General features: G+C 73.9%; 18 protein-coding genes. 2 read left to right on the forward strand and 16 right to left on the reverse strand.

Annotation, left to right across the window (positions count from 1 at the left end; translation table 11 throughout):
* Window positions 1-298: 298 nt before the first annotated feature.
* Complete coding sequence (locus ACGF12_RS09110) at window positions 299-2302, reverse strand: transglycosylase domain-containing protein (RefSeq protein ID WP_393027460.1); 2004 nt, start codon at window positions 2300-2302, stop codon at window positions 299-301.
* Window positions 2303-2502: 200 nt separating this feature from the next.
* On the opposite strand from ACGF12_RS09110, the gene ACGF12_RS09115 reads away from it, so the two are divergent.
* On the forward strand, window positions 2503-3615 hold the full coding sequence (locus ACGF12_RS09115; protein ID WP_393027462.1) for a hypothetical protein: 1113 nt from the start codon (window positions 2503-2505) through the stop codon (window positions 3613-3615).
* Between the two features lie 40 nt (window positions 3616-3655).
* Here ACGF12_RS09115 and ACGF12_RS09120 read toward each other — a convergent pair whose 3' ends face one another.
* The 8 genes from ACGF12_RS09120 to ACGF12_RS09155 form a co-directional block, all read right to left on the reverse strand.
* Window positions 3656-4555: a Gfo/Idh/MocA family protein gene (locus tag ACGF12_RS09120; protein ID WP_393027464.1), complete on the reverse strand. Its 900-nt coding sequence runs from the start codon at window positions 4553-4555 to the stop codon at window positions 3656-3658.
* Between the two features lie 32 nt (window positions 4556-4587).
* Window positions 4588-5268 (reverse strand): O-methyltransferase, encoded by a 681-nt coding sequence (locus ACGF12_RS09125; RefSeq protein WP_393027466.1) that lies wholly within the window; start codon window positions 5266-5268, stop codon window positions 4588-4590.
* Between the two features lie 90 nt (window positions 5269-5358).
* Window positions 5359-6024, reverse strand: a complete 666-nt coding sequence (locus ACGF12_RS09130) for a DedA family protein (protein WP_393027468.1) — start codon at window positions 6022-6024, stop codon at window positions 5359-5361.
* Window positions 6025-6409: 385 nt separating this feature from the next.
* Window positions 6410-6994, reverse strand: a complete 585-nt coding sequence (locus ACGF12_RS09135) for an SRPBCC domain-containing protein (RefSeq protein WP_393027470.1) — start codon at window positions 6992-6994, stop codon at window positions 6410-6412.
* Between the two features lie 79 nt (window positions 6995-7073).
* A complete protein-coding gene (locus tag ACGF12_RS09140; RefSeq protein WP_393027472.1) occupies window positions 7074-7766 on the reverse strand; it encodes an alpha/beta fold hydrolase in 693 nt (230 codons plus the stop codon).
* Window positions 7767-7808: 42 nt separating this feature from the next.
* Entirely contained in the window at window positions 7809-8252 is a 444-nt protein-coding gene (locus ACGF12_RS09145) for a type II 3-dehydroquinate dehydratase (protein ID WP_393027474.1), read from the reverse strand.
* Window positions 8252-9655 (reverse strand): cation:proton antiporter, encoded by a 1404-nt coding sequence (locus ACGF12_RS09150; RefSeq protein WP_393027476.1) that lies wholly within the window; start codon window positions 9653-9655, stop codon window positions 8252-8254. Before ACGF12_RS09150 ends, ACGF12_RS09145 begins: the two co-directional genes overlap by 1 nt.
* Complete coding sequence (locus ACGF12_RS09155; protein ID WP_393027478.1) at window positions 9652-10437, reverse strand: thioesterase II family protein; 786 nt, start codon at window positions 10435-10437, stop codon at window positions 9652-9654. The genes ACGF12_RS09150 and ACGF12_RS09155 overlap by 4 nt, the downstream gene beginning before the upstream one ends.
* A 245-nt stretch (window positions 10438-10682) precedes the next feature.
* Between ACGF12_RS09155 and ACGF12_RS09160 the strand changes: the two genes are divergently transcribed.
* The gene (locus ACGF12_RS09160; RefSeq protein WP_393027480.1) at window positions 10683-12305 is read left to right on the forward strand and encodes a bifunctional 3-(3-hydroxy-phenyl)propionate/3-hydroxycinnamic acid hydroxylase; all 1623 of its coding nucleotides are present in this window, start codon (window positions 10683-10685) and stop codon (window positions 12303-12305) included.
* 68 nt (window positions 12306-12373) lie between these two features.
* Here the strand turns inward: ACGF12_RS09160 and ACGF12_RS09165 are convergent, their stop codons facing one another.
* The 7 genes from ACGF12_RS09165 to ACGF12_RS09195 all read right to left on the reverse strand — a co-directional run bounded on the left by ACGF12_RS09165 (window position 12374) and on the right by ACGF12_RS09195 (window position 19787).
* Window positions 12374-13288 carry an ROK family protein gene (locus tag ACGF12_RS09165; protein WP_393027482.1) on the reverse strand — a complete coding sequence of 305 codons (915 nt, stop codon included), beginning with the start codon at window positions 13286-13288 and terminating at the stop codon, window positions 12374-12376.
* A 7-nt stretch (window positions 13289-13295) separates the two neighbouring features.
* Entirely contained in the window at window positions 13296-13991 is a 696-nt protein-coding gene (locus ACGF12_RS09170) for an HAD-IA family hydrolase (protein ID WP_393027483.1), read from the reverse strand.
* A complete protein-coding gene (locus ACGF12_RS09175; RefSeq protein ID WP_393027485.1) occupies window positions 13988-15091 on the reverse strand; it encodes a Gfo/Idh/MocA family protein in 1104 nt (367 codons plus the stop codon). Before ACGF12_RS09175 ends, ACGF12_RS09170 begins: the two co-directional genes overlap by 4 nt.
* Window positions 15088-16248 carry a DegT/DnrJ/EryC1/StrS family aminotransferase gene (locus ACGF12_RS09180; protein WP_393027487.1) on the reverse strand — a complete coding sequence of 387 codons (1161 nt, stop codon included), beginning with the start codon at window positions 16246-16248 and terminating at the stop codon, window positions 15088-15090. Before ACGF12_RS09180 ends, ACGF12_RS09175 begins: the two co-directional genes overlap by 4 nt.
* 230 nt (window positions 16249-16478) lie before the next feature.
* Window positions 16479-17348, reverse strand: coding sequence for a shikimate dehydrogenase family protein (locus tag ACGF12_RS09185; RefSeq protein WP_393027489.1), 870 nt, complete (start codon window positions 17346-17348; stop codon window positions 16479-16481).
* Window positions 17338-18723, reverse strand: a complete 1386-nt coding sequence (locus tag ACGF12_RS09190) for a 3-deoxy-7-phosphoheptulonate synthase (protein WP_393027491.1) — start codon at window positions 18721-18723, stop codon at window positions 17338-17340. Before ACGF12_RS09190 ends, ACGF12_RS09185 begins: the two co-directional genes overlap by 11 nt.
* Complete coding sequence (locus tag ACGF12_RS09195) at window positions 18720-19787, reverse strand: 3-dehydroquinate synthase family protein (RefSeq protein ID WP_393027493.1); 1068 nt, start codon at window positions 19785-19787, stop codon at window positions 18720-18722. Before ACGF12_RS09195 ends, ACGF12_RS09190 begins: the two co-directional genes overlap by 4 nt.
* Between the last annotated feature and the right edge of the window lie 38 nt (window positions 19788-19825).

A 19825-nucleotide genomic window follows, 5' to 3' on the forward strand; every position in this document is an offset into this window, starting at 1 on the left:
ATCGCCCTCGTCATGCTCTGCCTCGGCGGCAACCGACCCACCCTGCCCGGCCGCCAACCCGCGTGATCACACCCACAGGTACGTCAGAAGAGCCCGAAATGGCCGGCGTGGTGTGGAGAACGCCGATGGCCAACGGCCGTGGTTCCTGTACGAGGAGCCGCTGCACGGCTATGAACCGCGGGTCCGGATCGCCCAGCTGTCACTGCGAGCGGAAACAGCCACCGCGTGATCTTCAGGGGTTGTCCGGACCCCTGAAGACCACGCGGCCGGACAGCCCGCCCGAGCGCGCACTGGAGTGCTAGCCGGCCGCCTTCATGTACGAGGTCCAGATCCGCGTCGGCAGCTCGGAGTCCGGGGTGTCCGGGGCGGCTCCGCCGACGCCCTCCAGGGAGAGCAGCTTCATGTCCTTCAGGTCCGCCCGGAACACCGTGACCGCCGTGGCCAGCTGCCCGTTGTAGCCGACCGACCACCCCGCCGTACGGTCCACCGTGGTGCCGGGCTTCGCCGCCACCTCCGGCCCGGCCTCCGCCGCCGCCCGCGCGCTACCGCCGTGGACCGCGCCCTTGAGCGCCGCGTCCACCTCCCCCGCGGCCGCCGCGCTCAACGCCTGGACGGCGCTCGGCAGCCGCACCGCGAGCGCCTCGCCGTTGCGGGTGATCCGCAGCACCGAGTAGGGGTCGGTGCGGCTGCCTCCGGCCGCGAAGGCGGCGTAGGCGTCGGCGGCCCTGATCGCGCTGGGTGTGGAGTTCCCGATGCCGAAGGCGGGCACCAACTCGCCCATGCTGCTCGGCAGCAGGCCCAGGTCCGCGGCGGTCTGCTGCACCTTGTCCAGGCCGACGTCCATGGCGAGCTGCATCATCGGCCCGTTGACGGACTGCTCGACGGCGCTCCGCAGGCTCGTCGGGCCCCAGCTGCGCTTGCCGTCGTTGGCGGTCTTCACGATCTTCCCGTCCCGCCCCCAGTACGGGCCCTCCGGGGTCATCACGTTCACCCCGTTGTCGCCGTCGTAGCTGGTGGTGGGCGCCACCGGGGTGCGGCTGCCGCCCCGCTCGCGCTGCACACCCTGGCTGAGCCCGGCCGCGTACACCAGCGGGGTGAAAGCCGAACCGATCGGCACCGTCGAGGTGTTGGCGTTGTTGAAGCCCTGCTTCCGGTAGTCGGGACCGCCGTAGAGGGCGACGACCCGCCCGTCCAGGGCCACCGAGGCGGCGCCGACCTTCAGCAGCTTGTCGGCCTCCCGGCTGCCCGGGTCGATGCCCTTGGTGGCCTCCCGCACCGCCGCGGCCAGGGCCTCGACCTTCGGCTTCTCGAAGGTGGTGTGGATCTGGTAGCCGCCGAGGTCGAACTGGGCCTGGGTGATGTCGCTGTGGCCCTCCACGTACGTCCTGGCCATGTCCACCAGGTACCCGACCTGGCCGCTCAGCCCCGCCGCCTTCGCCTGCGGCAGCGGTTCGGGGAACGCCGTGTACCCCGCGCGCTCGGCGGCGGAGAGCTTGCCGGCCTCCACCATCCGGTCCAGGATCCAGGACCACCGCTCCTCGGCCCGCTGGTGGTTGTCCGCGCCGACCGCCGGATCGTACTGCCCGGCACCCTTCAACAGGGCCGCCAGGAAGGCCCCTTCGCTCGGGTTCAGCTGCGAGACGTCCTTGCCGTAGTAAGCCGCCGCGGCCCGCTCGATGCCGTAACTGCCGCGCCCGAACCAACTGGTGTTCAGATAGCCGGCCAGGATGTCCCGTTTGCTCATCCGCTGGTCCAGCTTGATCGCGATGACGACCTCGCTGAGCTTGCGGGACATGTCCTGGTGCTGGTTCAGATAGGTGTTCTTGACGTACTGCTGGGTGATGGTCGAGCCGCCCTGGGTGTCGCCGCCCGTGGCCATCGCGTAGATCGCCCGGCCGATGCCCTTGAGGGAGATCCCCGGGTCCGAGTAGAAGGTCTCGTTCTCGGCGGACAGCACCGCCCACTGCACCGACTCCGGCACCCGGTCGAGCGGCACCTCCTGACGGTTGGTCTCACCGATCCGGGCCATCTCGGTGCCGTCCGCCCAGTAGTAGACGTTGTTCTGCTGGGTGGCGAAGGCGTTCAGGTCCTCCGGCACCCGGGTGGTCGTGTAGAACCAGGCCGCCAGGCCCGTCAGCGCCACCGCCCCGGTGCCGGACACCAGGAGCAGCTGCCGCCAGGACGGGAGCCAGCGGCGGACCCCGCGCCGTCCTCTGCGCGGATAGTCGATCCGCCGCAGCGGACGCCATCGTCGGCGTCCGGGCTTCTCCTCCTCGGCTTCCCCACCCTGGTGTGCACGCATCCGGTCTCCGATCTCGTGGGACAGACCCCTCCACTCGGATAGACGCGTTTCAGGCCGTCCTAGGACTGCCTGAAACCGGTGTGATCATGGTCATATCGCGTAGGGCCGCCCTACGGACCTCCCTACGCGATCCGTGCGACGCGCCGCCGTCGACGGCGCCCGGCCCCACCACCACTCCCCACGACCGCCAGAATGGCGTCATGAGGTTGATCCACACGCTGCTCGGCGTGCTTCTCCTGCTGATGGTCGTCGGCAGCATCCTGCGCACCCTGGTCGTCCCGCGCGGGCTGTACTCGGCCCTGGTCCAGCGGCTCTGGGCGGTACTGCGCGCAGCACTGCGGCTCTGGGCCACGCCGTTCGGCAGCTACCGGGCGCAGGACCGCGCGCTGACCTGGCTGGCGCCGCTGGTGCTGCTCGGCATGCTCGGGGTGTGGCTCAGCGGGATGCTGCTCGCCTACACGCTGCTGCTGCACGGCACGTCCGAACTCGACTGGTCGACCTCGATCCGGGAGGCCGGGTCCAGCCTCTTCACCCTCGGCTACGCCAGCGGCGAGCGGCTGCAGCTGTCCGCGATCGACTTCCTGGCCGCCGCCAGCGGCCCGCTGGTGATCGCCCTGCAGATCGCCTACCTGCCGACCATCTACGCCGCCTACCAGCGCCGCGAGACCGAGGTGACGCTGTTGCAGTCCCGGGCCGGCGAGCCCGCCTGGGGCCCGGAACTGCTGGCCCGCCAGTCCCTGGTGGACACCGAGACGGCGCTCCCCCAGCTCTACCGGGACTGGGAGCGGCTGGCCGCCGACATCGGCGAGAGCCACTCCAACTACCCGGTGCTGCTCTCCTTCCGCTCCCCCCGGCCCAACCGCAGCTGGGTGGTCGGCCTGATCGCGGTGATGGACGCCGCCGCCCTCCACCTCGCGCTCTGTCCGCGCTCCGCCCCGGCCGAGGCCCGGCTGGTGATCCGGGCCGGCTTCACCGCGATGCGCGACATCGCCAGCGCGCTGCGCATCGACTTCGACCCGGACCCGGACCCGGAGGAGACCCCGATCCGCCTCACCTACGCCGAGTACCTGGGCGCGGTCGCCATGATCACCGCCGCCGGCTTCCCCCACGAACGCCCGGTCGAGGACGCCTGGCGGCACTTCCACGGCTGGCGGGTCAACTACGAGGCCCTGGCCTACGAACTGGCCCGCCGCAGCGACGCCGTCCCCGCCCTGTGGACCGGCCCCCGCGACTTCCACGCCCCGGTCATCCCGCCGGCCCGCCCCAACGACCGCCGCCCGGACGCCGCCAGGCCCTCCCTGCCGCCGGCCTGACGGGCCGGGTGCTGACCGGCCGTCCGGCCCGGGAGCGGCATCAGACCGCCACCGGGCCGCCGTCGGCCAGTGAGCGTTCCGCGCCGGCCAGGATCTCGACCACCCGCAGGCCGAAGTCCGCCCCGCAGGGGTGCGGCTCGCCGGAGGCCGCGGCGGACTGCAGGGCGTCCACGGCGCGGTGCAGGGCGACCGTCGGGCCCTCGCCGCGCTCGGGCAGGTGCGCGACGCCGTGCTCGCCGCGCAGCTCCATCGCGACGCCGCCGCCCGCCATCGGGGCGGTCAGGCTGAGCGTGAGGGTGCTGGAGGCGCCGCCGGCGTGCCGCAGTACCAGGTGGACGGTGTCCAGCGGCCCGGCGACCGCCGTGACCTCCGTCGCGTCGCCCAGCACCGGCAGCAGGACGGACAGCGCGTGCGGGCCGACGTCCCACAGCGAGCCCTTCTCCCGGCGCCACGGCGAGGCCGCGTACGGGCTGGTGCTGCCCGGGGCGAACACCGAGCCGAGCCAGTCCGAGCGGCCGGTGAACCAGCCGCCCAGCTCGGCCTGGCGCTCGATCCACGGGATCTGCTCGCCGCCGAAGCGCACCGTGAAGAAGACCACCGAGGCCACCTCGTGCTCGCGCACCGCCTCGGCCACCGCCCGGGCGTCCGGCACGGTGAACGCGACCGGCTTGTCCAGCAGCAGGTGGCAGCCGGCCTCGGCAGCCCGCACCGCCAGGCCGGCCTGGACGGACGGGGGCAGCGCGATGGAGACCGCGTCCACCTCGGCGAGCAGCCGGTCGAGGTCGGCGTACCCGGGCACGCCGTGCGCCGCGCCCAGCGCCTCGGCGGCCTCCGCCCGGCGGCCCCAGACGCCGGTGAACTCCAGCCCGGGGTGCTCGGCCAGTACGGGCGCGTGCACCCGCTCAGCCCAGGTGCCGGTGCCCAGCAGTCCGATCCGCACGATGTCTCCGTTCTCGGTGGTTCTGTAGAAAATCAGCCCTGCACGCGGGCCAGCGTGAAGCCGTCGTAGCCCTTGCTGCCGACCGTCTGCACCGAGGTCGCGGTGACTCGCGGCTCGGCCGCGATCTGCTCGTGCAGGGCGCGGGTGGCGACGACCGCCGGGTCGGTGCTGGCGGCGTCGGCGATCGCACCGCCGCGCACCACGTTGTCGACGATGATCAGCGAGCCCGGGCGGGTCAGCTGGAGGGCCCGGCGGAAGTACTCGGGGTTGCTCGGCTTGTCCGCGTCGATGAAGACCAGGTCGAAGGGCTCCTCGCCCTGCGCGACCAGTGCCGCCAGTGAGTCGGCGGCCCGGCCGAGCCGCACCTCGGCGACCTTCTCCAGCCCGGCGCGGGCCAGGTTGCCGCGCGCCACCTCGGCGTGCCTGGGGTCGAGCTCCAGGGAGATCAGCGTGCCGTCCGCGGGCAGCGCCCGGGCCAGCCAGATCGTGCTGTAACCGCCGAGCGTGCCGACCTCCAGGATCCGGCGCGCGCCCTGGGCCAGTGCCAGCAGGTGCAGCAGCTTGCCCTGGTTGGGGGCCACCGCGATGCGCGGGAGCCCGGCCGCGTCGGCGGCGGCGGTCGCGGCCTCCAGGACCGCGTCGTGCCCGACCAGCTGCTCGGAGAAGTAGGCGTCCACGGCGTCCCACGTGGACTGCTGCGTCGGCTGCGTCATCGGGCCCTCCAGTGGTGCAAGACCGGCAGGTTCCCGCCGATGCTAACCCGGGGGCCCGACAGCGCCGGGACCACGTCCGACTACGTTCAGCTACTCCGCGACGGGAGCCTTGACGGTCTGCGCGGCCTTGGCCGCCTCCTCCGCCTCGATCCTGGCGTGGGTCTTGGCGGCCCGGCGCTTCATCACCCAGGCCGAGGTGGCACCGACCAGGACCGCCGCCGCCAGGCCCGCCCAGGAGAACCGGGAGAGCCACGGCTCGATGGCCTTGCCCACCTTGAAGACCAGCAGCGTCGTACCGCCGGCCCAGATCACGCCGCCCAGCACGTTGGCGATCAGGAACTTCCAGTACGGCATCTTCAGCGCGCCCGCCAGCGGACCGGCGAAGATGCGCAGCAGCGCGATGAAGCGGCCGAAGAAGACCGCCCACATGCCCCACTTGTGGAAGGAGCGCTCGGCGGTGGCCAGGTGTGAAGGCCCGAAGTGCTTGGGGAACTTGCGTCCCAGCTTCTCGAAGAGCGGCTTGCCCCCCTTGCGGCCGATCGAGTAGCCGATCGAGTCGCCGATGATCGCGCCCGCGATCGCACAGGCCGCGATCCCCCACGGGCTCACCACGCCCTTGACCGCCATCAGGGACGCCGTGACGAGCGCGATCTCGCCGGGCAGCGGGATGCCCAGCGATTCGATCCCGATGATCAGGCCGATCAGGGCGTACACCGCGGTCGGTGGAACGCTCTCGATCCAGGCGTCGATGTGCAAGGCCAGTACCTCCGTGGCAGGTCGGGACCGGTCCCGGCCCTCACAGGAGCCGCATGCCGTCCCGGCGGTTGTCCGATGGCGGCACCAGGCCGCTCCCCCGAGTCCCCCTCGGGCGCAGCCTAACGTGCCGGGCGGCCCGTCCCCCCGACCGATCACCAGTCGTTAGGACGTACGTCCCGAGGCCATGGTTCCAGTCTGACCAGCATTTCTTCAAGATTCGGCAAAACGCGGTGCGACCACCGACGGCCGCTGCTTGATCCGGCGCGCGAACGACAGCAGGGCGCGCGCCCGCCCGCGCCCGCCCTCCGGATGCACCTCGCACACGCCGATGACCGCCGGGTAGCGCGTCCAGCACCGTCGAGGCGCGTCCGGGTCGACGGGTCGGTCAGCCGGCGGCCTGGGGCGAGCGGACGGGACGTGGCGTGGCAGCGCGGTCCGCGCTGCCGCAGGCGGCGGACAGGCCATTGAGCATCAGCCGGGTCCCGCCGCGCAGGTGGGCGGCGTCCTGCTCCCCGTCCTCGGTGCTGAGCACCAGCAAGCTGTACTGCTCGGTCCAGTCGAGCCGGGTGCCGCCGGCCGCGGCTGCGGCGAGCTCGACGGTCACCAGGGACGCCCAGCGGAGCACGTCGTTCACCCGGGCCTCGTACACGTAGACCAGGCGCTCGGCCGGCACCAGGTCGATGAACCGGGACCGGTACTCGACCCGCTCGTCCATCTCCTCCAGGACGAACCGGTTGCGCGCGGTCTCGCCACCGCCGACCCGGAAGTCCAGGGCGTGCTCGAAGCTGCTGGACGGGCCGGGCAGCCGGAACCAGCGGGTGCGCAGCTCGGGCTCGGCGAAGGCGGCGAAGACCCGCTCGGGCGATGCCGCGATGTCGCGCCGCAGCTCGAAGGTGCCGCGCTTGACCGGCCTGCTTCCGGCCGTGCCGGAGGGCTCCGCCGTACCCTCGTCGATCTTTCCCGCGCTCATGCGGGCGACTCTAGCAGCCCTGCGGCGCGGCGCCCGGACAGGCCGGACTCCGCACCGCGGGGCCTCTCCTGACTTCCCGTCAGAGCCAGCCGTCGAGCGACTGGAGGAAGCCCGCCACGTCGTCCCGGTGGATGCAGTGTCCGGTGTCCGGAACGTGGCGGACCTCGAAGCCGCTGGCGCGCAGCCGTTCGGCGAGGTCGTCGGGCACCAGGTGGTGGTCGCCGGCACCCTGCACCAGCGAGGGCACCAGGGGCCGCTCGGGCACGTACTCGACGGCGGCATCCAGCCAGTCCACCGCGCGGGTGTCCCAGCGCGCGTAGCCGGCGAGTTCGGCGGCGACGTCCTCGGGCGTCCAGCGGGGGAACATCTGCTGGATCTGCTCCGCCGTGGTCGCCTTGGTGAACTGGGCGAACTCCTTGATCTCGGCCACTGACTTGTCGTTGAACCGCCAGGCGGGGTCGCTGTAGACCACCCGGGCGGGGCGCAGTCCGGCCACCGCCAGGGTGAGCACCGACGCGCCGAAGGAGTGGCCGATCACCAGGTCGGCGCCGGTCGGCAGCGACTCGACCAGGTCGGCTGCGAAGAGCTGCGGGGTGTACTCCTCGGCGTGCGGGCTGTCGCCGTGGCCGCGCAGGTCCGGCATCACCACCCGGTAGCCGTGCTCGACCAGCCGCGGTGCCACCCGGCTCCAGGTGTCCGCCGACGACATGATGCTGTGGACGAGCAGCGCGACCTTGTCGCCGTCGCCAACTTCGTGGAGCGCGAGTTTCATCGTCCTAAGCTTCCTTTCCCAGGTCTACTCGGTTCGCCGGAGTCATCGGCCGGCGCCGGTCACGTGCAGCAGGGCCCGGGCCGCGAGACGGTACCCGTAGGCGCCCAGGCCCACCACGACCCCGCTCGCCAGCGGCGCGATCACCGACTCGTGCCGGAACTGCTCGCGCGCCCACACGTTGCTGAGGTGCACCTCGATCCACGGGTGCTGGTAGCTGGCGAGCGCGTCCCGCAGGCTCCAGCCGGCGATCATCAGGGCGCCCGGGTTGACCACGGCGCCGACGCTGCCGGGCCCGTGCTCGTGGATGGCGCTCACCAGCTCGCCCTCGGACTCGCGCTGGATGGAGAGCACCTTCCAGCCCTGGTCGGCCACCTCGTCGGCGACCGCGCGCTCGATGTCGGCGAGCGTGTCGGTGCCGTAGACCTCCGGCTCCCGGCGGCCGAGGATACCGAGGTTGGGGCCGTTGAGAAGGAGCATCGTGCTCATCAGTCACCTCGCTGGTCGGCGGCCCCGACGGTGTCGAGGCCTTGGGCTGGGACTCCGCCGCCGGCGGCGGGGGACGGGAGCTCGGCGTCGGGTCCGGCGGCCCGGCCGAGCAGTTTCGCCTGCGCGCTCTCCTCGACCCGGGTCATCGCGAACCGCAGGATCGGCGGGGCCATCAGGGAGGTCACGATCGCGACCAGGACGATGATCGTGTACGTCTTGGTGTCCAGGACGTGCAGCCGCAGACCGGTCATCGCCACGATCACCTCGACCACGCCGCGCGAGTTCATGCCGGCGCCGAGCGCCAGCGCCTCCCAGCGGTTCATCCGGCTGAGCCAGGCCCCGAGGAACGCGCCGACGAACTTCCCGATGACGGCGACCACCAGCACCACCAGCGCGGCGACCAGCACCACCGGCCGGGCCAACGCCGTGAGGTCCATCCGCAGGCCGGCGGTGGCGAAGAACAGCGGGGCGAGGAACGCCAGAACGACGACCCGCAGCGGTTCCAGCTTCCGCGGGTCCCACCCCTTGCTGGTGGCGATCAGCACGCCGCAGACGAAGGCGCCGAAGATCGACTCCAGGTGCACGGCCTGCGTCGCCGCCGAGCTGAACATGACCAGCACCACGACGGTGGCGATGGTGGGCGCCGGGCTCTCCGAGCGCCCGGCCAGGCGCAGCGCGCCGCCCACCACCGGCCGGCCGATCACCGCGGCGAACAGCACCACGACCACCGGCCAGACGATGGAGGTGGTGACCACGCCCGCGGTCAGGCCCGCCGTGGCCATCGCCGAGACCACGGACAGCAGGAACCAGCCCGCCACGTCGTCCACCACGCAGGCCGCGAGGATCAGTTGGCCGATGTCCCGGTGCAGCAGCTTCATGTCGAGCAGGGTCTTGGCGATCACCGGGATGGCGCTCACGCCGGTGGCCACGCCCAGGAACATGGCGAAGGTCGTCTGGGAGGTGCCGGCCGGCACGAAGGAGTGCGGCAGCAGGAAACCGGTGGCCACACCCAGGCCCAGCGGGATGACCAGGCCCGTGATGCCCACCTTGCCGGCGATGATGCCCCGCTTGCGGACCAGGCCGATGTTCATCTCGGAACCGGTCACTCCGACCAGCAGCAGCACACCCAACTGCCCCACCGCGTCCAGCAGGTGGACCTGCTCGGGCTGCTGCGGCAGCAGCCAGGCCGAGAAGCTCGGCACCAACGGCTTCAGCACCGACGGTCCGACCAGCACACCGGCGGCCAACTCACCGGCGACCGCCGGAAGTTTGAAGTACGTGGCGAGCCGGCCCAGCACCAGGGCGAGCAGCATCAGGAACGCCAGCTGGAGCAGCAGGATCAGCAGCGGGTGCTCGCCGATCGACGCCACCGGCGTGGCGAGCACCGTCACCGGAGCGCTCATCGGGCCGGACGGACGTCGGCCACGAGGTGCTGGGGACTCAGTCGGTCGGCCACCAGGTCGATGACCTGCGCCGCACGGTCGGCGAGGAAGAAGTGGCCGCCCTCGAAGACCTCCAGCTCGATCGGCCCGGAGGTGTGCTCGGCCCAGGCCTCGGCCTCCTCGCGGGAGACCCGGGGGTCGCTGTCGCCGGTGAGCACGGTCACCGGGCAGTCCAGGCGTCGGTCCGGCTGGTGCCGGTAGCGCTCGATCGCGGTGTAGTCGCTGCGGATGGCCGGCATGATCATCGCGAGCACCTCCGGGTCGCCCAGCAGGGCCTCGTTGGTGCCGCTGAGCGCCCGCAGCTCGGCCACCACCTCGGCGTCGGTCGCCTCGTGCACCCGCTCGTCGCGGTAGCGCGACGGGGCCCGCCGACCGGAGGCGAACAGCCGTACCGGGGCGGGCAGTCCGGCGTCCTGCAGACGCAGCGCCAGCTCGTAGCCGAGCACCGCGCCCATGCTGTGGCCGAACACCGCCAGCGGCTTGTCGTCCAGGTGCCGCACCGCGGCGAAGATCTCGTCCGCGAACTCGGGGATGTTGTCGATCCCGGGCTCGTGCCGGCGGGTCTGCCGGCCCGGGTACTGGACGGCCAGCACCTCCACGGCCGGGGACAGCGCCCGGGAGACCGGGTAGAAGAAGCTCGCGGAGCCGCCCGCGTAGGGCAGGCAGAGCAGCCTGACGGGGCTGTGCGGCGCTGGGTGGGAGACACTCACCCACTTCGCGAAGTGCGCCGTTGCTGGGGGCATGCCGGACCGCTCCTCGTGCTCGGTGACGCAACGTCGGCAGACTAGGCCGGTGCGGCACAGGGCGGCTATCCCCTGATCTGATAGCCCTGGGCCGCGGAACGCCCGATCGCCGACCGGTGTGGGTAGTCTTCGGGAGCGCGGCGCCCGGCGAGGGCAGCCGGCCCGGGTCAGCTGCGGCGGCTGCGTCGGTTGACGCCCTGTTAGCTGATTCGACGTCAACCACTTCTGCGACGAGGGGTCTTGCCATGCCCGAGGTGTCATCGCACGAGCCGACCGCGCGGGCGGCGGAACCGGACGCCGACGTGATCGTGGTCGGCAACGGGCCGGTCGGCGCCGCGCTCGCCGTCCTGCTGGCCCAGCGCGGCCGGCGCACGACCGTGCTGGAGCGGCGTCGGCGCCCCTACACGCTGCCCCGGGCGACCAGCTTCGACGGCGAGACCGCGCGGCTGCTCGCCGGCTGCGGGATCGGCGCCGACCTGGGCCGGATCACCGAGCCCGCCACCGGCTACCAGTGGCACACCGCCGACGGCCGGACCCTGCTGGACATCGTCTTCCGCGCTGAGGGCCCCTACGGCTGGCCCGACGCCAACACCATGCACCAGCCCGACCTGGAGGGACTCCTCGCCGCCCGCGCCCGGCAGCTGCCCGGCGTCACCGTGGAGCGGGACCGGCAGGTGGTGGGGATCGAGCAGCTCGGCGACCGGGTGCTGGTCACCGCCGAGGACGGGGACGGCGCGGTCCGCAGCTACTCGGCGCGCTGGGTGGTGGGCTGCGACGGCGCCAACAGCTTCGTCCGGCACCACCTGGACGTGCCGGTCACCGACCTCGGCTTCTCCTACGAATGGCTGCTGTGCGACGTGCGGCTGCGCGAACCGGCCGAGTTCGTGCCGACCAACGTGCAGATCTGCGACCCGGCCAGGCCGACCACGCTGGTCGGCAGCGGGCCCGGCCACCGGCGCTGGGAGTTCATGCGGCTGCCGGGCGAGCGGGCCGCGGAGCTCAACCAGGAGGCAACCGCCTGGCGGCTGCTCGCCGCCCACGGCGTCACCCCCGACACCGCGACCCTGCTGCGCAGCACCACCTACATCTTCCAGGCCCGCTGGGCCGACCAGTGGCGGGTCGGCCGGGTGCTGCTGGCCGGGGACGCGGCCCACCTGATGCCGCCGTTCGCCGGGCAGGGCATGTGCTCGGGCGTCCGGGACGCGGTCAACCTGGCGTGGAAGCTGGACCTGGTGCTCGGCGGGCGCGCCCCCGCGACGCTGCTGGACAGTTACACCGAGGAGCGCCGGGCGCAGGTGCGGGAGTCGATCCTCGCCTCGGTCCAGCTGGGCCGGGTGATCTGCGTGACCGACCCGGCGGCGGCGGCGGAGCGCGACGCCACGGTGCTGGCCGGCCGGCGCGGGCGGGGCGCGACGGCTCCGGAGCCGGCCAAGCCGCTGACCGAGGGGCTGCTTCACCGGGCCTCGCCGCTCGCCGGCGAGGTGGTGCCGCAGGGCCGGGTGCGCGGACCCGGCGGCAGCGGGCTGTTCGACGAGGTGGTCGGGCGGGGCTTCGTGCTGCTGCTGGCAGGGCAGGCGGCGGACGGGCTCGACGAGGAGCGGGCAGCGTTCCTGGCAACCTTGGGGACCTCTGTGCTGCGGCTGCGGGCGGCCGACGAGGAGCCGCAGGCCGGCGAGGTCGCCGACCTGGACGGCGTCTACCACGCGCTGCTGGCCCGCCACGGGGTGGACGCGCTGCTGGTCCGGCCCGACTACCACGTGTTCGGCACGGCCTCGGGCGCGCCGGCGCGGGACGCCCTGGTGGACGCCCTGCGGGCGGCGCTGGGGGCGGGCGTGCCGGCCGCTGCCGCTGCGGGCGGCGCCGGCTGACGGGCCGACAGCCGAACGCCCCGGTCCGCGGGTCGGCCGACCGGGGCGCCAGTGGCAGCGGTGCGGGGTCAGCCGATCCGCGCGCCGCCGGTGGCGGTGCGGGCCAGCAGGACCGCGCCGCGCAGCGAGGAGAGGCCGCCCAGGCGGGCCGGGGCCAGCGGCGGGGCGGGGCGGCCGGGGCGGGCGAGCGGGGCCAGCCGGGTGGTGATCCGGGCGACCAGGTCGTCCAGGCCGTCCGCGAAACCGCCACCGACCACCACCAGGCGGGGGTGCAGCAGTTCGGTGACGCCCATGATCGCGGTGGCCAGGGCCCGGCAGGTCCGGTCGACCGCCTCGGTCGCCCAGGGGTGGCCGGCCCGCACGGCGGTGCGCAGCTCCTGGTAGCTCACCGGGGCGCCGGCCAGCTCGCCGGCCCGGGCCAGGGTGGCCGGGCCGGAGGCGGTGGCCTGGAGGCAGCCTCGGCGGCCGCAGACGCAGTCGGGGCCGCTCGGGTCCACGATCAGGTGGCCGAGTTCGAAGGAGCCCCGGCCGGGGCCCGGGCAGAGCCGGCCGCCCAGCACCAGGCCTCCGCCGACGCCGGTGCCGACGCCGACGTAGAGCAGGTCGGGGCAGTCGGCCGCGGCCGCCTCGGCGAGCGCGCCGAGGTCGCCGTCGTCCGCCCAGGCGACCTCGGCGCCGGGCAGCATGCCGCGCAGCGCCGGGCCCAGCCGCAGGCCGGTCCAGGACGGCCGACTGGGCCAGGCGGTGATCCGCTCGTCGGGGCCGACCGTGCCGGGCACGGCGACGCCGACGGCGCGGATCGCGGCGCCGGTCCGGGCGGTCAGCACGCCGACCGCGCCGGCCAGCAGGGCGAGGTCGCGGTCGGCGTCATCGGCTCGCGGCCAGGCGAAGCCGTGCTCCTCGGCCCGGCCGTCCGCCGACTCGGCCCGCAGGGCGACCTTGGTGCCCCCGATGTCGATGCCGAGGTGCCACGGTGTTCCCATCGCCGACTCAGCGCCCGGGTAGGGCCGGGCAGAGGGCGAGCAGGTCGGCGGGCTGCCGCAGCACCACGTCGGGGCCGGCGGCGAGCAGCTCGGCCCCGTCGTGACAGCCCCACAGCGCGGCCACCGCGGTGACCTCGGCGCCGTGCGCGCTGGCCAGGTCGGTCGGGGCGTCGCCGATCATCACGGCCTGGTCGGCGGGGACGTCGAGGAGTTCGAGCGCGCGCAGCACGATGTCGGGGGCCGGCTTGGGCCGGGACACCTCGTCGGAGCCGATCACGTGCGCGAAGTACGGCAGCAGGCCGAGGACGTCGAGCAGCGAGCGGGCCCGCTCGCCGCTCTTGCCGGTGGCGACGGCCAGCCGCAGGCCGCGCTCGTTCAGCGTGCGCAGCACGTCGACGATGCCGTCGTAGACCTGCACCTGCTCGGCCATCCGGTAGCTCTCGCGGACGAACGGGCCCTCCATCTCCAGCGGGAGGCCCATGATCCGCATGATGTCGGGGAAGTACCGGCCCTGGTGGCGCTGGTACTCATCGAAGGGGGCCGGTCCGTCGCCGACGACCTCGGCGTAGGCGAGCGAGAAGGCCTCGCCCATCACCGCGAAGCTGTCCACGATGACGCCGTCGAGGTCGAAGACGACCGCCTGCCTGGGGACCGTGCCGGGCGCGGCGTCCCTTCCGGGCTGATGGTCCGATGTCGTGGTCACGTGGTCCGCACCTCTTCGTGGGTGGTGGATTCGGGGGCGCGGTCCGCCGGTCGGGTGGCGCGCGCCGATGCGTAGAGGCCTTCGACGAGCCGGACGGTGTCGCGGGCCTGGGCGACGGCCCGGCCGCGCACCGCCGGATCGGCCAGCAGGGCTGCGAGGCCGTCGAGTTGGCGTCCGTACTCGGTGCCGAGGGGTTCGGCGGCGAGCGGGATCCGCCGGGTGACACCCTCCTGGGTGAGGGTGAGCTGCGGCTCCGGTGCCCTGTTCGGGCTGAAGCCGAAGGTGCAGTGCAGCCGGGCGGTGCCGGCGCTGCCCTCGACGCCGACGACGACGCCGTCCAGCGCCTCGTGCGAGGCCCAGCTGGCCCGGAGCGAGACGGAGATGCCGTCCTCCCGGACCAGGAAGCCGCGGGCGGTGTCCTCGACGTCGCCGGGCGCGGCGGCGGTGGGCCGGTCCTTCCGCCAGGTCGCCGACCAGGCGCCGCTGCTGAGGAAGTCGTCGGAGACCGCGCCGGCCAGCTGGGTGACCCGGGCGGGGCCGACCAGCGCGGTCAGCACGTCGAGCAGGTGCCAGCCCAGGTCGACCAGCACGCCGCCGCCGGACTTGCTGCGCTGGGTGAACCAGCCGCCGGCCTGCGGCACGCCGCGGGCCCGCACCCAGGCCAGGTCGATGTGGCGGATCCGGCCGAGCTCGGGCAGCAGCTTCGCCAGCTCCCGCACGTCGCCGCGGTGGGCGGCGGCGCTGCCGGCCAGCAGCATCCCGCCGGCCCGCTCGGCCTGCGCCAGCGCGTCGGCCTCGGCCGAGCTGAGGCAGACCGGCTTCTCCAGGAAGACCGCGATGCCGCGGCGCAGCAGCGTCGCGGCCACCTGGGTGTGCAGGTGGTTCGGCACGGCGACGACGGCGACGTCGACCGAGTTGGCGTCCAGGGCGTCGACCGTCTCGTGGACGGGCAGACCGGTCGCCGCGGCGACCGCGGCCCGGGATGCCGGGTCGGGGTCGACGGCGGCGACCGTCTCGAAGTCCTCGTGCTCGCGCAGCCGGGCGAGCCACAACTCGCGGCCGGCCCAGCCGAGCCCGACGACGGCGGCCCGCTGCCTCACCTGGCCGCCACGGCGTCGGCGATGAACTCGGCCGTGGCGTGCAGGGCGTCCTCGGAGGCCAGCAGCACCCGGTGGTGCAGCCAGATGCCCTCGGCGCTGATCGCCTCGGTGTTCGGGCACAGTTCGGCGAGCCGCTCAACGGTGGTGTCGGGCGCGGCCATCTCCCAGAAGGCTGGGGTGCGGTAGATCGCCCGGAACGCGGAGAAGGCCGGCAGGCCGGCCGCGACCAGGGTGTCGACCAGCTCGTTGCGGGCCTCCTCGGTGATGCCGGGGACCCGGAACATCGCCATGTAGTGGGAGTTGCGGTCGGCCCGCGGGTCGGTGCCCTGCGGCACGACGCCGTCGATCTCGCCGAGCAGCCGGGAGATCAGCGCCCAGCGCTGGTCGCGGATCGCGGTGTGGTCGTCGATCCGGGCCAGCTGGGCGCGCAGCACGGCGGCGGAGAACTCGTTCATCCGCATGTTGCTGCCGGAGGTCTGGTGGATGTAGTGCCGGTCGGTGCGGGCCCGGCCGCAGCTGTGCCGCAGGAAGCCGAGCTCGTAGCTCTCCTCGTCGGGGAAGAGCACGGCGCCGCCCTCGCCCGCGGTCATCAGCTTGCCGTTCTGGAAGCTGAACGCGGCGATGCTGCCGAGCTCGCCGACCCGCTTGCCCTGCCAGCGGGCGCCCTGGGCGTGCGCGGCGTCCTGCAGCAGCGGCACGCCGGTGTCGGCGGAGAGCTTGCCCAGGGCGTCCATGTCGGCGAAAAGGCCGGCCATGTGCACGGGCATGATCGCCTTGGTGCGGGGGGTGACCGCCGCGGCCGCGGCCGCCACGTCGATGTTGTACGTGTCCAGGTCGACGTCGACCGGGACGGCGACGGCGCCGAGGCGCTGGGCGGCCTGCGAGGAGGAGATGAAGGTGAAGGCCGGCACGATCACCTCGTGGCCGGGGCCGACGCCCATGACCTGCAACGCCAGTTCCAGCGCGTGGGTGCCGTTGGTGACGGCCAGGGCGTGCGGGGAGCCGTGGAAGTCGGCGAACTCGCGCTCGAAGGAGTTCACCTCCGACCCGCCCATGCGCCACCACTGCCCCTGCTCCAGGGCCCGGATCAAGCCGGCTCGCTCGCTGTCGTCAAACTGCGGCCAGGAAGGGAACTCCGGTGCCGGTCGCGCGTTCATGTGTCTCCAAATCTCGGCTTCGGACTGTTCTCTCGGCCGGTGGCCGAGGCTCGGCCGGAATGGCCGATGAGCGGCATAAAGCGGCCGGGGCGGCTAGCTGGTCCGTGGAACGTCCTGGCCCCCGGAATTCACACGCAAGGCGCGCGACCCTCACTGTAGGTATCGCGCCCCGGCGCCCGGCATCCCCCGGTCTGGTAGTCACCCGGCCTTGCTGGTGGGCCGGTCGGTGGTCAACCGGTGGCGGGTGCGGGCAGGCCGAAGAACGTGAGGTAGGACTCCAGTTGACCGGTCAGCATGTGGCTGCCGTGGTGCACCTGGTGGCCCGCCGCGGCGGCACGCCGCAGCAGTGGGGTCTCCCGGGGCTTCATGACGATGTCGGCCACCACCGCGCCGGGCGGCAGCAGTTCGGGCGGGAACGGCAGCGGGTCCGTGGGCCGCATCCCCAGCGGTGTCGCGTTGACCGCCAAATCGCTCTCCGGCAGCGGGGGTTCGGCGGCGGCCCGGACCCGGCCGGGCCAGTGCACGGCGAGCCGGTCGAGCAGTTGGTCCCGCTTGGGCAGGTCCGGGTCGGTGAGGGTGAGCCGGTCGGCGCCGGCGGCCAGCAGTGCCGCCGCGATGGCGCTGCCCGCTCCCCCGGCCCCGGCCAGCGCCACCCGCCGGCCCACCAACCGGTGCCCGGCGCGGGCCAGGCCGGCGACGAAGCCGGAGCCGTCGAAGTTCTCGGCCAGCCACTGCCCGTCGGCCTCGCGCCGCAGCACGTTCGCGGTGCCGGTGATCTCGACGGTGCGGCTGCGCCGGTCGGCGAGCCGGGCGGCGGCCGCCTTGTGCGGGACGGTGACGAAGAGGCCGTCCAGGTTGGCGATCCGCTGCAGGCCGCGGACCACCCGCTCCAGGTCGTCCGGGCGCGCCTCGACCGGGACCAGCACGGCGTCGACGCCCTGGTCCGCGAAGAGCGGGTTGAGCAGCCCCGGCGACTGGACCTGAGCGACCGGGTCGCCGAGCACGGCGTACAGCCGGGTGCTGCCGCTGATCACGGCCTGCCGGGGCGGCGGCGGTTCGGCGGCCCGGTCGGGCGGCGGGGTGGCGGCCTCATCGGTCATGCCGGTCTCCAGCTCCAGAGGCGGGGTGAGTGGTGGGCGCGGTGCCGTCGGCGAGCAGCGCGGCGACGGTGAAGGCGAGCGCCATCGCCTGCTCCTCGTTCAGCCGGGGGTCGCAGGCGGTGCGGTAGCGGGCCGGTAGGTCCTGCTCGCCGAGCCGCCCGGGCCCGCCCAGGCACTCGGTGACGTCCTCGCCGGTCGCCTCCAGGTGCAGGCCGCCGGGGTTGGTGCCGAGTGCTCGGTGGACCTCGAAGAAACCGGTGATCTCGTCCAGCACGTGGTCCACCTCCCGGGTCTTGCGGCCGTCGGCCGTGGTGCGGGAGTTGCCGTGCATCGGGTCGCACTGCCAGATCACCTTGTGGCCGGTCGCGGTGACCTTCTCGACGATCGACGGCAGCACCTCGCGCACCCGGGTGTGTCCCATCCGGCTGATCAGGGTCAGCCGGCCGGGGACGCCGTGCGGGTCGAGCCGGTGCACGTACTCGGCCGCCTGCTCGGGAGTGGTGCCCGGGCCGATCTTCACGCCGATCGGGTTGGCGAGCAGTTCGGCGACCGCCAGGTGCGCGTCGTCGAAGCCGCGGGTGCGCTCGCCGATCCAGAGGAAGTGGGCGAGCGGGCTGGCCAGCATCGGCTCCGGGCCGCCGCTCGGCGGGGCGGGCCGCAGCTGGGCGGTCTCGTAGTCGAGCAGCAGCATCTCGTGGCTGACGAAGACCTCGCCGGGCGGGCCCCCGGCCGGGAGGAAGCGCTCGCCGCCCGGGGTGCGGCCGGCGTGCGCGCGGATCCCGGTGTGCAGCTCGCGCGGGTCCGCCGCGTGCTCCGCGCCCACCAGACGGACCAGTGCCATCGTCCGCACGGCGTGCGCGTGGGCGAGCAGCATCCGGTCGGGGTCGGGGGTGCGGGCGGCGGCGGTCGGTTCGGCGGAGTGCACGATGTCGCCGCGGTAGGCGGGCAGGCCGTCGGCGTCGAGCGGCCGGGAGCGCGGTTTGGCGTACTGCCCGGCCATCCGGGCCACCGGCACCACAGGCAGCCCGGCGGCCCGGCCGAGCACCAGCGCCATCCGGGCCAGCAGCCCGAGGTTGGCCCGCTGGTGCGGCTCGGTCGCCTCGGCGAAGGTCTCCGCGCAGTCGCCGCTCTGCAGCAGGAACGCCTGGCCGCGGGCGACCGCCGCGAGCCGCTCGGACAGCCGGGCGGTCTCGGCCGGCGCCACCACGGGGGGCGCGGTGCGCAGCCGCCCGGCCACCGCCCGGGCCCGGGCCGGGTCCGGCCACTCGGGCTGCTGCGCGGCGGGCCGCTCCAGCGCCGCGGCGAGGCGGGCCGCGAGCTTGCGCTCCCGCGCGGCGGCGACCCGCTCGCCGGGCCGCGCTGTTGGGTTCGTCATGCCACCGACGCTCCCGTTCCGTCCTGGGGCGGGCCGGTCAGCCGGTCGAGCGGTTGGCGCGGCATCCGGTCGAGGGTGTCGGCGACGGCCTGCTCGGGCACCTCGTGGACCAGTTCGGCGCCGCCGGGGCCGTCGAGCACGAAGGCGAGGCCGCCGCGGGCCTTCTTGTCCCGGCTCATCAGCCGGATCAGCTCGGCCGGGTCGGCGCCGGCGGGCAGCGCGGCGGGCAGGCCGTAGAACTCGACGACCTCCCGGTGCTCGGCCACCCGCGCGGGGCCGATCCGGCCGAGGGCGCCGGCCAGCAGGCCCGCGAAGACGGTGCCGATCGCGACGCCCTCGCCGTGCCGGAGCGCGAAGTCGGTGGCCGTCTCCAGGGCGTGGCCGAGGGTGTGGCCGTAGTTGAGGATGTGCCGCAGGCCGGTGTCCCGTTCGTCGGCCGACACGATCTCGGCCTTGCGCCGGACGCTGGCGGCGATCTGCTCGGCGAGGTCGCGCCCGCGCAGCTCGCCGGCACCGATGAAGTGGCAGCGGGCGATCTCGCCGAGGCCGTTGCGCAGTTCGCGCGGGGGCAGGGTGGTCAGGTAGTCGGTGTCGCAGAGCACGGCGGCGGGCTGCCAGTAGGTGCCCACCAGGTTCTTGCCCGAGGGCAGGTTGACGCCCGTCTTGCCGCCGACGCTGGCGTCCACCTGGGCGAGCAGCGTGGTCGGCAGGTGCACCACGGGCACGCCCCGGTGGTAGAGGGCGGCGGCCAGGCCGACCACGTCGGTGGTGGTTCCGCCGCCCACGGAGACGACGGCGTCGCCGCGGGTCAGCCCGAACCGGACGAACTCCGCGCAGAGCGCCTCGACGGTGGCAAGGTTCTTGTCCGGCTCGCCGTCCCGGGCGGGCAGCAGCAGGGTCTCCACCCCGGTGTCGGGCACCCACTGCGCGGGCCGGGCCGAGACCACGGCGACCCGCCGGGCGCCGAGCCGCTTGATCACCTCGGCCAGTGCGGAGCGCACCCCCGGGCCGATGAGCACGTCGTACGAACGGTCGCCGATGCGGACCGGAATCTGTTGTGTCACGCCGTTCCCCCCTGTCCTGAGGTGCGCCGGGCCGGCGC

This window comes from Kitasatospora sp. NPDC048296 (assembly GCF_043201815.1).
Lineage (GTDB): Bacteria > Actinomycetota > Actinomycetes > Streptomycetales > Streptomycetaceae > Kitasatospora.